General features: G+C 58.7%; 13 protein-coding genes. 1 reads left to right on the top strand and 12 read right to left on the bottom strand.

Annotated elements, in window-relative coordinates; translation table 11 throughout:
• From H585_RS23645 to H585_RS23015, 6 genes are all read right to left on the bottom strand, one after another.
• Positions 1-1,440 (bottom strand): IS66 family transposase, encoded by a 1,440-nt coding sequence (locus tag H585_RS23645; protein WP_051182992.1) that lies wholly within the window; start codon positions 1,438-1,440, stop codon positions 1-3.
• A gap of 484 nt (positions 1,441-1,924) precedes the next feature.
• Positions 1,925-2,206: a hypothetical protein gene (locus tag H585_RS0107200; protein ID WP_027367328.1), complete on the bottom strand. Its 282-nt coding sequence runs from the start codon at positions 2,204-2,206 to the stop codon at positions 1,925-1,927.
• A gap of 33 nt (positions 2,207-2,239) precedes the next feature.
• Complete coding sequence (locus H585_RS0107195) at positions 2,240-2,707, bottom strand: hypothetical protein (RefSeq protein WP_027367327.1); 468 nt, start codon at positions 2,705-2,707, stop codon at positions 2,240-2,242.
• Between the two features lie 437 nt (positions 2,708-3,144).
• Positions 3,145-3,717: a tetratricopeptide repeat protein gene (locus H585_RS0107190; RefSeq protein WP_027367326.1), complete on the bottom strand. Its 573-nt coding sequence runs from the start codon at positions 3,715-3,717 to the stop codon at positions 3,145-3,147.
• Between the two features lies 1 nt (position 3,718).
• Entirely contained in the window at positions 3,719-5,632 is a 1,914-nt protein-coding gene (locus H585_RS0107185) for a heme lyase CcmF/NrfE family subunit (protein ID WP_027367325.1), read from the bottom strand.
• Positions 5,633-5,720: 88 nt separating this feature from the next.
• Positions 5,721-6,278 carry a hypothetical protein gene (locus tag H585_RS23015; RefSeq protein WP_138708168.1) on the bottom strand — a complete coding sequence of 186 codons (558 nt, stop codon included), beginning with the start codon at positions 6,276-6,278 and terminating at the stop codon, positions 5,721-5,723.
• 416 nt (positions 6,279-6,694) lie between these two features.
• Here H585_RS23015 and H585_RS0107175 point away from each other — a divergent pair, with 416 nt between their 5' ends.
• Complete coding sequence (locus H585_RS0107175; protein ID WP_027367324.1) at positions 6,695-8,884, top strand: heavy metal translocating P-type ATPase; 2,190 nt, start codon at positions 6,695-6,697, stop codon at positions 8,882-8,884.
• A gap of 239 nt (positions 8,885-9,123) precedes the next feature.
• On the opposite strand, the gene H585_RS23230 is transcribed toward H585_RS0107175, so the two are convergent.
• The 6 genes from H585_RS23230 to H585_RS0107145 all read right to left on the bottom strand — a co-directional run bounded on the left by H585_RS23230 (position 9,124) and on the right by H585_RS0107145 (position 14,148).
• Positions 9,124-9,279 carry a hypothetical protein gene (locus H585_RS23230; RefSeq protein ID WP_154658846.1) on the bottom strand — a complete coding sequence of 52 codons (156 nt, stop codon included), beginning with the start codon at positions 9,277-9,279 and terminating at the stop codon, positions 9,124-9,126.
• A gap of 215 nt (positions 9,280-9,494) precedes the next feature.
• Positions 9,495-10,094: a DUF1007 family protein gene (locus tag H585_RS0107165; RefSeq protein ID WP_027367323.1), complete on the bottom strand. Its 600-nt coding sequence runs from the start codon at positions 10,092-10,094 to the stop codon at positions 9,495-9,497.
• A gap of 82 nt (positions 10,095-10,176) precedes the next feature.
• Positions 10,177-11,307, bottom strand: a complete 1,131-nt coding sequence (locus H585_RS20945) for a nickel/cobalt transporter (protein WP_051182991.1) — start codon at positions 11,305-11,307, stop codon at positions 10,177-10,179.
• A gap of 489 nt (positions 11,308-11,796) precedes the next feature.
• Entirely contained in the window at positions 11,797-12,522 is a 726-nt protein-coding gene (locus tag H585_RS0107155; protein ID WP_027367322.1) for a ZIP family metal transporter, read from the bottom strand.
• Positions 12,522-13,082, bottom strand: coding sequence for a YqhA family protein (locus H585_RS20940; RefSeq protein ID WP_051182989.1), 561 nt, complete (start codon positions 13,080-13,082; stop codon positions 12,522-12,524). Before H585_RS20940 ends, H585_RS0107155 begins: the two co-directional genes overlap by 1 nt.
• A gap of 37 nt (positions 13,083-13,119) precedes the next feature.
• Entirely contained in the window at positions 13,120-14,148 is a 1,029-nt protein-coding gene (locus tag H585_RS0107145; RefSeq protein ID WP_027367321.1) for an ATP-binding protein, read from the bottom strand.
• Positions 14,149-14,150: the final 2 nt, after the last annotated feature.

The raw sequence follows: 14,150 nt of genomic DNA, 5'->3' as shown, positions 1-14,150 counted from the left end.
TTACTCTCGCACTTGGTCATCGAATAACTTAAAGATGTAAACGATTACAGTGTGTCGGCTTGAGACTGGGTGATCCAAGACAGGTCGGGCGAGGTTCTTTGAAAGAACTGGTTCAGGACTTCGACAAGGACGAGGAAAGGGGCGCATGCCCACTGAGTCGACAGGTGTGGCGCAGGGAGAGGATGCGCTCGACAAAACGGTCATCCTTGTCACTTGCAGTGCCGAAACTCGATTTCCGCCAGAGGATCGCAAAACGCAGCCGCCGCTCGGCATGGTTTTGGGTCTGCCCAACACCTTGCTTGCGTAGAGCCCGAGATTGTCCATCTCGCCGAGCAGGCGGCGGGCAGACCTGCCTGCATCGTCTTCTCGGTCGGCATGGCGTGATATAAAGCGATGATGTCGGGTACGAAACGCTCTCCACGGTCCCGTGGACGGCGGGGCATGGGCCATTTTGCACAGCCGGCGCAACTCGATGAATGCCCAGGAGCAGGAGTGGGCGACTGCGGTGTCCGAGCGCTCGGACTGGCCTTTGGCGTGGCGGATGAGGTGGACGAGGCAGGTCTGCCGGTCACCTTCCCATCTGCAGCAGGCGCTGGAGCCGTCGCAGACGAGGGCTCCCCCGAAGTTCTGCACGAGAGACTCAAAAGCTTGCCTGGATTTGGATTTGTGGATCATGAACAGTGCATTTCGCTGGCTGCCCAGGACCCACAGCCAGGAGAGCGCGCCGCTGTTTCGCCAGGAGATCTCGTCGACATGGCCCACAGCCTGGGCGCGAGTTTCCTTGTCGATGGCTGCGTAGTGGGCTGTGATGGCCCGGCTTGACCGGTCGATAACCTTCTGGATCGCTTCATGGCTTACGTGCACACCGAGCACGGACTGGCAGAAGTCCTGCACGGCGCGGCGGGAGTCCTTCTGCACGCCGGCCATCTCGACGATTATGGACGAGAGGCGTGGACTAAAGCCGCTGCGCTGCTCATCAGGCACAAGCGCCTTGTCCATTTGGCCACAGCGGGAGCACCTGCCGCGCAGAAGGACCACGTGGGTGACCTGCGTCCTGATCTCAGGCAGCTCTATGACCTGATGCGTGTAGTACTGCGCAAGGTCGGGAAAGTGGCTGCCGCCGCAGCGATAAGGGCCTAGCCGGACGTAAGTGACATCGGTCGACTCGAGCATGGCTTGGCGAAAGTCTTTGTGGCACTTGCGCCCGCCACGCTTGCCGGATGCCTTGCTCGCTGACTTGGTCCTGAGGAGGCTGTCCGAGGACGGGGGCCAGTTTGAATTGGATGAGTTCTGGCCAAGCTGGTCTTCCAGATATTCAACGCGTGCCGTGAGCGCCCGGATTTCCTTGAGCAGAGTTTCGATCAGAGCCAGCGCGTCTGGCGGGGTCTGGAGGATAACCTCTTCGGTCAGGGGGATCTGCTCATGACTGGAAGGTTTCATGCTTATGAGATCAGCATTTTCGGGAGATAACGTCCAGAGCCGATCCGAGCCTTTCGGTTCATTCCGGAAGGATCGGCGGGACCGTGGTTATACCCTGTGATCGGTTACGTTAAGGTAAATGGGGCAGGGCTTATGACTCCTTGTGGGTTAAAAAGAATAAAAACTAGTATCTTAGCTTTTTTCCTCTTGGATAGTCAGATCTGGAAATCTCCAGCTTTTTGCTGGAAGAGGCCAGATCAAGATCGGCTAGGGCCTGTTCACACTAAAGCAGTTTATGAATGAAGATAGGGGCCTCGGGAAATAGCTCCAAACGTAACATACTATAATAGCTTATGTTTTTATAAGGCGTTAACAGGTCCTAGAGATGTTTTGCAATTGATATGAATCTAGCTCGGCAAGCTTGCCAAGTGCGCTTATGCCAAGCCAGTGCCGTCTGCAATGACGAGCATCCTCCCTGCGTCCTGTTAGCCGTGACTCCCCTCCGTCAGCTTGTCTGGTTGCCCCGTATCTCACCACTGGACGACCATCTTCTCGAAATCGGCTCCTCGTGCAAGCCGTCCTCGTCCATCTTGCCGTTCTGGAGGATATGGATTGCGTCTATATCCACGCCGGTGAGCGTCGAGAGTTGGTGGGTCACGATAATGCCGGCCCTGCCGCTGCAGAGCCGCTCCTGGACTGAGATGACGTCGCGTTCGGTAGCCGAGTCGATGCCTGTGCTGGGCTCATCCAGCAGCTTAATCCTGTGAGCGTCTTTCCAGAGAGCCAAAACGTGGATAGGCTGTATGGATTCATATCACCCTCAACCGGATGGAGGAAGATATGCTCCAAAAATGCGGCACCTTGCTTCCAATGTGTTTGTTGTCCCTTCTACTCGTGGCTTCGGCCGCCCTTGCCCAGCAGGCTGGAAGCCAGCATCAGCAGCATCAGTCCCAAGCACCTGCCGGGCAGACTCCGCGTTGTCCATCCGCCTGAACATGTCCTTGAATTTGGCGATATCTTTAAGAAAGATGGCCTTTAACTCGTCAAGCTTCTTTTGATACACGCCTTCATGATCGTGAGCCGTAGCCGCCGTGGGGAAGGTCAGCTGCATACGCAGCAATGACTTCTCAAGGTTGTCGGCCTGGAACGCATAGTCCAGGTAATGGTCTGCAACCGCCATGGACCCCTGGTCGGCCTTTTCAAGAGAGGGCATGACCGCGAGGATGCTTAGCAGGATTATCAGGAGAATGGCCCCAAATCCGAGACCGAGCTTCACGCCGATCTTCATGTTCCGTACTGACAGCAGCCGTCTCCTCCAGAAGTATGCGCAAGACTGGTCGAAACAGAACGTACCAGCCGTTAGATGCGCTTAAGATCTGAACGCTCAATCAAATTCTGCGCGGAGAGTGCAGCTCAGATTGTCTGAGCAAGTCGCTCGACCAATGGCGTTTCACATTTCAGATTGTTCAAGTAGACTTTGGGGAGAACCTAATCCTACCTGGAAGGTGACTGCAACTCTTTTTGGGTAGGCTTTCCTCTCTGCAAGGAACACTCGGCTTGCAGAGAAACACGGGGGCGGATCCCGTCATGGCAGGACGCAAAGGGTGCTTGCCATGGGAAGATAACCTATAACGTATAGATAACCTATGGGTGTGCATTTCTTATTGCACACCCATAGGTTATAACTCGTACGTAGACAATCGCTGACTTTACCAACCTGCGAAATTAGTCAGCCTGCTCATCCTTATGTTCTATCTCGTGCAATGCGCGCTGCCTAAGATCGCTATCGTTCGGCTCAAGTGTAAGAACGCGGGCAAAATGCTCCCGCGCCTTTTCCTCACTTCCTAGCTGGTACTTGAGCACGATGCCCAAATTGTAATGCGCCCAGGCGTCCTTGGGATCAGCCTTGACGAGTTCGTTCAGCGCCTCCGCCGCCTCGGGGTATGACTTCAGGGCATAGAGCATTCCGGCGCGCATGGCTTGCGCGTGGTTGTTGCCCGGATCAAGGGCAAGCGCCTTTTCGATGAAGCCCTTGGCCTTCTCAGGGGCGTTCATTTCCATGAACAGAGCCGCGACTTGAAGTATCGTCTCCAGGTTGTCCGGTTTATCCTTCAGATCTTTCATCAGGTGCTGAAGGTGCTCCGCCTGCTGGTCCTGTGCGGCTTTCGACGTTTTCAGTGCAATCTTGGTCGCCGGATGCTCAAGCCTGTACACGATGGAAGTCGCGAATATGGCCAGAAAGGCCAAGGCCATCAGAATGAGCATGACTTTTTGAGGCTGACCGCTTTCTTCGCGCATCCTATTCTCCCCCCTCGTTCGCACGCACTGCCTGTCCATCGGCAGACCGGCTGCCGGGCCGCCTGAGAAGACCGAAACCAGCCAGGCACATCACCGTGCCGCCGATCCAGATCCAATTAACCAAGGGGTTCACGCTCACCTTGAGGGTGACCTTTCCGGATTCGTCGAACCCGAGGAGAACGCCATAGATCTCGTCGAGGAGCCCCGGAATGACGGACACCTCGGCGAAAGGTTGCCTGAAGTTTGCGTAAATACGCCGCTCCGGACTCAAGATGCCTACCTCCCTGCCCTGGTGCTCCACCCGCAGGCGTGCCGTAGCGACGGCTATGGCCTGGTCCGAGGATTGGCTCACGCCCTCATTGGTGATGGTGTACTTGCCCACCTCCATGCTCTCGCCAAGAGCCAGGGACGTCTCGCGCATGTTCTGGTAAGGCCCGGATATGGCCACGCCCAGGGCCATGAGCGCAAAGCCCAGGTGCACGCCATAGGTGGCCAGGGATCGTCCGGAGCGTGCATCGCGCCTGCGTATCAGCACAAGGAGGATGCCGGCCAGGACGGCCAGGCTGCCGGCTGCCGTGACCAGCGCCAAAGGAATGCGGATGCCCACGGCTGCAAGCAGGATGGCGGACGCGATGAATACAAGCCCCGCGACGACAAGGCCGCGCCTGTCGCGGAAACCACGCTGGCTGTGGAGCCATGGGGCCAATGCGAAGAGCAGGACCAGGGCGGAGAAGAGCGGCAGGCACACACGGTTGTAGAATCCGGCATCGAGGCCGATGGAGGTCCCAGTCAGCTTGGCCGTGATCACGGGCCACATGGTGCCCAGGATGACCACGAGCCCCAAGGCGCATAGAATCCAGGCGGCGCAGAGCAGCGCGCCCTTGATGCTCAGGAACTCGCCAAGCGGGCGGCCCGCCTTGCGACAACCATAAGCCATCCCGACAAAGAGAACGACAAGCCCCGCAAGCATGAACACGAGAAGCGGCAAGCCGACACCGCCGTCGCCGAAGGCGTGCAGCGAGTTCACTACTCCGCTGCGCACGAGGTAGGTGCCAAAGATGCACAGCAGGAAGGTAATGCCGATGAGCAGGAGATTCGTGCGGGGAAGTGCTCCGGATCTGCCGCCCAATGCCGCAGTATGCAGAAAGGCCGTGGCGGTCAGCCAGGGGATGAGCGAGGCGTTCTCCACCGGGTCCCAGGCCCAGTAGCCGCCCCAGCCAAGCTCCATGTATGCCCACCAGCCGCCAAGGACGATGCCGGCGGTGAGAAATATCCAGGACAGGATGGTCCAGTTGCGGCAAAGGCGTGTCCAGGGAAGCCGTTCGCCCGCCATGACGCTGGCCAAGGCCAGACAGGCGGGGATGGTGAAGCCCGCGTAGCCCAGAAAGAGCAGCGGCGGATGAAAAATCATGCCCAGGTTGCGCAGCAGGGGATTGAGACCATTCCCGTCCGCTGGAGCCTGGAGGAACTCCTGGAACGGGTTGCTCCAGCTTGTGAGCAGGAGCAGGAAGAAGGCCTGGACAGCGAGGAACAGAACCCAATAGTTCTGGCGGGTCGCCCCTGCCAAGGATTTGTACGAGGCTGATCGCGCGAATGCGACTCCCAGAAGCGCCGAGCACAGGGCCCAAAAGAGAAGCGAGCCCTCTTGGCCAGCCCAAAACGCGGTCAGCCTGTAGAAGAGCGCCAGGTGGTTGTCCACATAATCATGCACGTACTTGTAGGAGTAGTCGCGCCCGGCAAGCGCCATGAGCAGGATCGTCGAAGCGCAGAGCATGAGCAGCGTGACGATGAGATGCCCTTTCTCCAGGAGCCTGGTTTCGTCTTGCCTGCCGTAAGCAGTCCAACAAGCCCAGGCTCCCAGGCCGAGGGTGAACAGAAGAGCTAGAAGCAACGAACCTTGTGCTACGAGAGGCATGCGGAACTCCTAGGTTTATACATCCGATGCCGAGAAGACAGGACGGCTTAACCGCCCTGTCTTCTCGGGGTATGTGGAGGAGGAGGGGTTACTGATTGGTTGTCTGGGGCGTTTGCGTGGAATTGGCGATGGTGTGACGGCCGGCGTGCTGGCCGTTGCCGGCGTGCTGGTCCCGATTGGTGGCGCTGTGACGGTCAAGGCTGCCGTTGTGACGGGCCGCGTCCGCCTGCCTGTCGTTATGCCTGCCCATGGAGGCATTGGCCATGTGGTCGCTCATCGTGCCGGTCCAGGAACCAGCAGCATGCATGCCGCTACGGTCCTTGCCGCTTGCACTCATGTGAGTCCCCTGGCTGTGTTCGCCATCATGGCCGATACCGCCCTGGTTTCCGGACGCCATGCCGCCATTGTGGCTGCCCATGCCGCTTGAACCCATACCGCCTGAACCCATGCCACCATTGTGGTTGCCCATACCACCGGAACCCATCCCACTGCCGCCGCCATCATGGCTTGAACTGCCTCCCTGGCTGCCACCGCCGGAGCCTCCACCGTGGCCTCCGCCGTGCCCTCCTTCACCAGGACCGGCAAAGGCTGTACCGGCAAGGACAAGCGAGGCGGCCATGGTAAGGGTGAGAAGTATTTTTTTCATTCAGTTTTCCTCCTAAAATGGTAGACTACTTATACGTAAAGCATGAAGCATGCCCCGGAACTTAGAATTAAATAATACAGCCACTTGGGTTGACCTGAGGGGCAAAAGAGACGAGTTTCCCTGTTTAAAAAATATCCAAATAAGTGCCAAAACCTGCACATAATGCTTACTAACTACACACAGGAGGCCTTTCGTCTGCGGACCCCGACCAAAACCCCAGGCATGTCATCCGTGTATAATCGTAATAGAATAAGATGCTTGCATGCGAACTGCGATCAGGCCCAGCTTCTTTTACCAACGGGTCACATTTTGCTCCCAATGGAAGGGCAAGGCATGATCCGTATAATAAGTGAACGATCGCTCTTGCCGAGTGTTCAGACCACGACCACAATGCGGCAAGCTCAAGGAGCATTCGATTGGACAAGATCATACTGAGAGTGAAGGACATGGACTGCGCGGCCGAGGTCGCAACGCTCAAGCGCGAGCTTGAGCCGCTGGTGGGCGACGGGTCGCGGCTCTCCTTCGACATCCTGGAGCGCAGGGTGATGGTAGATGTCGAAGGCCTGAATGTGCGCGAAGAGGACATCATGAAGGCCATCGCCAAGACCGGCATGCAGGCCGACTCGGGCGTCGAGATCGGCTGCGCATGCTGCGGAGGCACGTGCCCCACAGGAGAAGGATTCTGGCAGCAGCACGGCCGCCTGATTCTGTGTATTCTGAGCGGCGTCCTCCTGCTGACCGGTTTTGCCCTCGTGGCCTTTGAAAGAGGAGGCGTTCTCTCCGCGCTGGCCGGGGACGTCGAGGGCGAGCACGCCTATCCCCTATCCGCCGCCCTGCTCTGGCTCGGGTCGATCCTGAGCGGCATCTGGTATGTCATGCCAAAGGCCTGGGGATCTCTGCGCCGGCTCAGGCCGGACATGAACCTGCTCATGACCATCGCCGTGGTCGGTGCCGTCATGATTGGGGAACTCTTCGAAGCCGCATCCGTTGCTTTTCTATTCTCTCTGGCCAACCTGCTCGAATCCTGGAGCATCGGCCGCGCCCGGCGGGCCATCCAGTCGCTCATGAGCATCACGCCAAGCACGGCTCTAGCATTTGATTTCGGGCGGCAGGAATTCGTGGAGAAGCCTGTGGGGGACATCAAAGTCGGCGAGCGGATCTTGGTTAGGCCGGGCGACAAGCTGCCTTTGGACGGCATCGTCCTGAAAGGCAGCTCTTCGGTGGACCAATCGCCCATCACGGGCGAGTCGGTGCCGGTGATGAAGGAGCCTGACGATCAAGTCTTCGCCGGTACGCTCAATGGCGACGGCTCCCTTGAGTTCCGATCCACGAAACCGGCCTCGGATACGACACTGGCGCGCATCATTCACATGGTGGAGACGGCCCAATCCCGCCGCGCGCCCATGGTGCAGTGGATCGAAAAGTTCGCCGCGATTTATACCCCAGCCATGGTGCTCATGGCCGCGCTCATTGCGATCGTGCCGCCACTAGCCTTTGGCGGCAGTTGGAGCGACTGGTTCTACGAGGCCCTGGTCATTCTCGTCATTGCCTGTCCCTGTGCGATGGTCATCTCCACTCCGGTCTGCATCGTAACCGGCATCTCTGCAGCGGCGCGAAATGGCGTGCTAATCAAGGGCGGCGTGTTCCTTGAGTTGCCTGGAGAGCTGACGGCCATGGCCTTCGACAAGACTGGCACGCTGACCCGGGGCAAACCGGAAGTGAAGTCGGTTCAGGCATTGGACGGCCGTGCGCAGGCCCAGGTGCTCGCCTTGGCAGCGGCGCTTGAGAGCCAGAGCACGCACCCCCTTGCCCGGGCCATCGTCGGCTTTGCTCAGGCGCAGGGAGTGGATATTCCGCAGGTCCATGAGTTCACCGCCTTTCCAGGCATGGGCGCACGCGGGCGCATCGCGGGCAGCCTCTATTGGATAGGCAGCCCGCGCATGCTGAAGAGCGAGTTCAAGGGGCATCTCCCGGCCGTAACGTCGCTTGAAAATGGCGAGGCCACTTCGCACGTCTACCTTTGGGATGAAGAGCGCGTGCACGGGTACATCGGGCTTGCCGACAGCGTACGGCCCGAGGCCAAGAATCTGGTGAAGGATCTTAAAGACCTGGGCATCGGCAGAGTCATCATGCTTTCGGGCGACAACCGGCCCACGGCCGAGCGCATTGCCCACGTTACGGGTGTTAGCGAGATCCGGGCGGACCTCATGCCCGAGGACAAGACTCGGGCGGTGCAGGAGCTTGTGGACAATGGGGAGAGGGTCGCCATGATTGGCGATGGGGTCAACGATGCCCCGGCCCTGGCTATCGCCACGGTCGGCATCGCCATGGGGGCCATGGGCACGGACGTGGCCATCGAGACGGCCGATGTCGCACTCATGTCCGACGACTTGTCGAAGCTGCCCTGGCTCATTCGCCACTCCAGGCGGGCCTTGGGCATCATCCGGCAAAACATCGTCTTCGCCTTGGGCCTCAAGGTCATCTTCCTGATCCTGGCGGTCACCGGCTTGGCCACTCTCTGGATGGCCATCGTCGCGGACATGGGAGCCTCGCTGCTCGTCATCTTCAACAGCCTACGGCTGATGAACGCCGGTGGCCGGACCTGATTCACGCAGGCGGCCAGATCGGCGAGGCGAGCCGCGAGGCCACTGGCAAAAGAATCAGTAACAGGATTTAAACAATCCTACCCAATGTACCGACCGCGAGGGTTGGTGCCTCGCGGCCAACCCAGCCAAACCAAGGCCGCGCCAGCAATGACGTGAATGATTCTTGCGTCACGTTTGCCGCTACTCTCTCCTCCGTCAGCCTGTCTGGTTGACCACATCTGATGGTACGGCCCTCTTCGCTAAACCAGCTCCTCGTGTGAGCCGCTCTCGGCCACCTTGCCGTCCAGGATGAAGTGGATCGCATCCACGTCGGTGACCGGGGAGAAGTGCTTATACGCGCTATGGTCGCTGGACCAAGGCGGAATCTGAAAGACGGTGCTTATGGAATTGTCCAAGGACAGAGATGATCTGATAAAGAAAGTTTTTAATACGATAAAGCGCCACAGAAGGACTGCGATCCGCTACGACAAGCTGGCTCGAAACTATCTAGCCTGGCTTACCTTGGCTGCGACCCTGCTCTGGCTAGCCTTTTAAAGCAGAACCTGGAGAGGAAGAGAAAGGGGAGCCGAGAGAGGGCTCCTCGCCCTCTCTCGGTTACACCGACGAGAGTCTAGCGCGGGCCGAATGTGAGGATGACATCCTTGGGCATGATGGGACCCCAACTGGTGTGCACCGTGTCCGCCTCCTCGACCTTGAGGCCGGTCTTGAATCGTTCTGCACCGAGGAGTTTGGGGGCGGCCTCCACCAGGGCCATGTCCGTGTAGTAGCTCTGGTCGTAAACCGCCACGATCAACGTGCGGGGCTTGCCGACCTGGGTTTGCTGGGCCGGTGCGGCCAGTGGCAGGAAGAACTCGTAGCTCAGGATGCCCTTGGCGTACTGGGGCCGGAAGTCCTTGGCCGTTGCGAAGGCGACCTTGCGGCCGTCGAGGCTCGCATGGGTGAAGTAGTTGAAGCCCTTCAGATTGACGAAGGCCTCCTGCTCCATTGCGCGGCCTTCGGCCTCGCTCAGGCGGCCGTTCCCGTCCTTGTCGACCATGTCCACAATCTGGGTCGAAAACATCTCGTCGAAAGTCCAGCGCTGGCGGATGCCGGACAGGCCGCCGGCGTCGAAGACGAAGGTCAGCTCGCAGTCGGTGAAGACGTGGGGGTGGCCAAAGGCGGGTAGCGGGGCCAGACAGACGGCCAGCAGGGCCAGGATGGCTAAGTGCATGGTCTCCTCGTGAGGTTCATCGATAGGGGCATGTCGATTTCAATCGTTCGACGAGCGTTCGTCGGGCGCGCGTCAAGGCGCATCAGGCAAAGAACATGGCCGCGCCGAGCAGGGCTATGGCCAGCGAGCCGGTCAGGCTCAGGCCCGCGAAGACCGCCATGGTCAGCCTGCCGCTCCCGTGGACCCCGCGCTCCACGGCCCGGCGGAAGAGGATCGTGGCCATCGCGAAGGCCGAGGTGGTCAGGCCCATGCCTAGGGCCACGAAGAAGAGAGATGCAAGGCCCGCCCAGAAGATGCCCAAGCTCGTGGCGAAGATGAGGATGACGGCCGAGCCGGGGCAGGGGATGAGCCCGGCAGCCAGGGACATGGCCGTCATGCCCTTGGCGCTGGCGTGACAGTGGCCGTGGGCGGCCAGGCGGCCGGTGGCGATGTCGTAGAGCGTCTTGAGCGTCAGCAACGCGCCCATGGCCATGAGCAGGCCGTAGCTGCCACGCTGCATGAGCGCGCCGTTCTGGTCGAAATCGGCCATGCCCGTGCGCTGGAGGAACAGGTTAAGGGCGATGACCATGAGTGCGGCCGAGGCCACGTGGGCCAGCATGCTGCCCGTGCCCATGGCTAAGCCCTGGATCAGACTGCCCCTGCGGCTCAGGAAATAGCCGCAGATGAAGCTCTTGCCGTGGCCGGGCCCCAGGGCGTGCAGCACGCCATAGCCGAAGCCGGCCAGGAGGAAGAGCCAGAAGGCCTGACCCGTGGGGTTCTCGCGAATATCGCGGGCAAAGGATGCCATGCCCGAGCGCAGCTCCTTTTGCAGGCGCGTGGACTGGACCAGGAGCTTGCGCCAGAGCAGGACCGGCAGCCAGGGCTGCTCCGGCTCGACGCTCGCCTGGACCTCGGCTGGAGCCGTGGCCGGAGCCGCAGTGAAGGGGCTTGCCCCGCCGGCTCCGGCCGGAACGGCGGTCTCGGCTGGGGCTGAAGCGCCGGGCGCGGATGGCGCGGTGAACGGGTTGCCCGTGGCGGCGGGAGCGGCCGGTTCGACAACCTGGCTGGAATTTGTGGCGGCTGCTCCCAAGGCTTCCGCTCCGGCTGCCTTGCCGCCTCCAGAACCGAAAAATGGCGAGGCGGCCGCCGGGGCCGCGCTCCACGCCAGGGCCATGACGAGAAGCGCGCAGACCAGAAAACGTGGATGTCGCGCCGTGATGCGCAGGAGTGGCATGAGTGCTTTCCTTGTGGATACGTCTACTTGCAGGGAATAGTTCGTGGCTGCGCCAGGGCCGCGTCGGCCGCGCCGCCTTGCCCTGCTGCGTTAGCAAGGAGCCTGCCATGAAATCTCGGCTCCCTGGAGATTTCAGCTATCGTTCGGTATCGGACGGGGTGGAGACTGCATGCTCGTCTCCTGCATTGACCACACAGTGCAAGGCATTTGCAGGCTAAAGAGCTTAACGGGGGCATGTGGATAAGTAGCTGCGCGTTCAGGGGGAGGAGAAAGACGGGTCCGAAGGATGCACTCATGGGATGGAGGGGCTTGGAAAGGGCAGCATCCTCTCTACGATCCAGTATGAAAACAGAACCTGGCTCTCGCGGTTAACTGAAACCGCAGCTATTTGCTCTTAATCCTCCTCCTAGTTCTCTACTACTCATAATTAGATCATAGCGGAAAGCTGAATTGTTGCCGCACCTCGGCATGGCCTTGTTCCAGGGTCGCTCACTTTAAGTAAACGGAGAGTGTCGTAAACACCGTGAATCCAAGAAGAAAGCAGAGCATGGCCAAGCGGGACTCCTTCCCCCTATGCGCCAAGGGCATAATTTCCTCGACCGTAATGCTCGTGAGCATACCAGCCGTGAACGTAAGAATGGCGTACTTGAGCAGTTCGGACTGTCCCCGCAGAAGCCAGTAGCCCAAGGTCGCAGAGAATAGCACGGGCAGAGTGAAAGACGCAGCCAGAAGGATGCGGCTGCGCCTTGAGAAGCCTTCGCTCTTGAATGTGCCCATGCTCGCAAAGCCTTCGGGAATGTCTGCCGTGACTTGAGCAAGGGCGAGGAACAAACCAAGGCTGCTGGAAATGGCCGAGCCTGATCCAATCAGCAAACCGTCACCGAACAGATCCACCATCACACCAAGGAATATAGCCCAAGACCCACTCTCACTGTTGCCTCCCTTCTCTTGGAGATGATCTTGAACAGAATCGATGAGGATAAAGAAGACCCCACCAACGAAAAAACTGAGGATGATAACCCATGTTGGCTGCAACTTGATAGCCGCCGGCAGGATCTCGACACCAACTACAGCGATGAGGATACCTGCTGCGGCATGCAGCGCCATACTCAGGTTCCGCTGAGAGAAGGTAACAAACTCGGATAAGATGCCTCCAGCGAAGTTGCCCAGCGCAGGAAGGGTGGCGAGGAGCAGGATGGAGAGGAATTCAGACATTATTCGCCCTTTTCCCTCGGCAGCCTGCAGGCCCTGATCATAAAAAAGTAGGCAGCGACCAAGGCAGTAACCGCAGCGGCCAAGCCCAGACCGAACCAGAGCACGTGCAAGGATTGGGAATCCGGAATGCGGATGAAACGCTCCAGGAACTCGATGGCAAGAATGACAATGACAATACCGATGATCTGCCCTTCGAGATCATGTATCTCTCTCAGCCGCAATCGGTCGCACAGGGGCAGGGGGTAGATGAAGATATTGAACAAACCCAAAGCTATGATATAGAATATGACTGCCTTGAGCAGATCGCTCACGATTTCCAGCAGGGAGACGAGAGATTTTGCGGAGAATCTCTGTTCGGTGATGAATTCCATCCAAATGGAATACGTTTTAACAACGGAATAGCCTGCACCAAGCAGGAACGTGCTCAGGGCCAAGCCTAGCATCATGATGACCGCAAGAAGAATCGCGTACTTGAATATCTGCTGAAAGATGGCAATCAGTCGAGCAAGTCGCTCATCTTCTCCATACCGGCATATGTCTTTTTCTTTATCCACCATCATGTTCTCCGCTGTTCCTGGCTGGCGGTAACACGGCGGCCTACTTCAGTTGAGCAGCGTCCAACGGCAACTCGACTCGAAAATGCGCGCCTTTGACCTTATTATCCAGTAAGCGTATCGCGCCGCCATGGGCCAGCATAATCTTTTGGGAGATGGCCAACCCTAAGCCGGTTCCTCCCTTCTTGGTCGTAAAGAACGGCGTGAAGAGCTTTTCCCGCACCTCCTGGGGAATTCCTGGGCCATTATCAACGATATCGATGATCATATTCCCCCGACCCCGGCGCATCTCAATGCTGACTACTTCATCTGCGGGAGAGGCCTGCACGGCGTTTAGCAAAAGATTGATAAACACCTGCTCCATCCTCTGGTTATCCATGGGGAGAACCGGGAGATTCTCGGACTGCGCGAGACGAATGGAGACGTTCTTCTCTGCGGCCGTCTTTTCGACCATGGCCAGACTGCGCCTGACAACATCTTCAATGCGGTTTTTTTCCACATTGAGCGCAAAGGGCTTTGAAAAATCGAGCATGTCCTTGACCATGGCCTCAAGTCTTGAAGCCTCCTCGGCAATGAGTTTCAATTTATCGCGATTCGGGTCACTGTCGGCAAGCTTTCGCTGAATTATGCAGCTGAATCCGCCAATAGCGATGAGCGGCGCCTTCATATCATGCGCAACACAGGATAGGGCCTTGCCCATGGCTGCCAGGCGTTCCGCCTCCCGCAAGGCTCTTTGCTCGGAACGTTCACGGTCAGCAATGCGCCCCAATACGGCTGCGACAATGTTGAAGAGTATCAGCTCAAGGATCCTGGTCAGATCATCAGCGGAGAGCCCATTCCACTGGAGCACGATAACGGGCAGATAGAGAAGGGAAATGCTTACGGAGGTGATCAGGCCGCCCCGCAGTCCGAACCAGAATCCGGCGAGCATGACAGGCAAGAAGTAAAGCTCGCGGTAGATCGCATGGTAGTGGTGCAATGTACTGGCGGTGACATAGTGGAGGAACGTGATCACGGCGACCAAGATGACAACGGCGACAACTTTCCTTCCCACACCCTGCGCGCCGTCCATCT

The sequence above is a fragment of the Desulfocurvibacter africanus subsp. africanus DSM 2603 genome (assembly GCF_000422545.1).
GTDB lineage: Bacteria > Desulfobacterota > Desulfovibrionia > Desulfovibrionales > Desulfovibrionaceae > Desulfocurvibacter > Desulfocurvibacter africanus.
The sequence above is the reverse complement of the archived record's forward strand: the minus strand, read 5'-3'. Positions and strand labels throughout refer to the sequence as shown.

Excerpts from the sequence above, each read along its gene's own strand:
- H585_RS23645 (WP_051182992.1), bottom strand. The coding sequence starts at position 1,440 with ATGAAACCTTCCAGTCATGAGCAGATCCCCCTGACCGAAGAGGTTATC.
- H585_RS0107195 (WP_027367327.1), bottom strand. The coding sequence starts at position 2,707 with ATGAAGATCGGCGTGAAGCTCGGTCTCGGATTTGGGGCCATTCTCCTG.
- H585_RS0107190 (WP_027367326.1), bottom strand. The coding sequence starts at position 3,717 with ATGCGCGAAGAAAGCGGTCAGCCTCAAAAAGTCATGCTCATTCTGATG.
- H585_RS0107185 (WP_027367325.1), bottom strand. The coding sequence starts at position 5,632 with ATGCCTCTCGTAGCACAAGGTTCGTTGCTTCTAGCTCTTCTGTTCACC.
- H585_RS23015 (WP_138708168.1), bottom strand. The coding sequence starts at position 6,278 with ATGAAAAAAATACTTCTCACCCTTACCATGGCCGCCTCGCTTGTCCTT.
- H585_RS0107165 (WP_027367323.1), bottom strand. The coding sequence starts at position 10,094 with ATGCACTTAGCCATCCTGGCCCTGCTGGCCGTCTGTCTGGCCCCGCTA.
- H585_RS20945 (WP_051182991.1), bottom strand. The coding sequence starts at position 11,307 with ATGCCACTCCTGCGCATCACGGCGCGACATCCACGTTTTCTGGTCTGC.
- H585_RS0107155 (WP_027367322.1), bottom strand. The coding sequence starts at position 12,522 with ATGTCTGAATTCCTCTCCATCCTGCTCCTCGCCACCCTTCCTGCGCTG.
- H585_RS20940 (WP_051182989.1), bottom strand. The coding sequence starts at position 13,082 with ATGATGGTGGATAAAGAAAAAGACATATGCCGGTATGGAGAAGATGAG.
- H585_RS0107145 (WP_027367321.1), bottom strand. The coding sequence starts at position 14,148 with ATGGACGGCGCGCAGGGTGTGGGAAGGAAAGTTGTCGCCGTTGTCATC.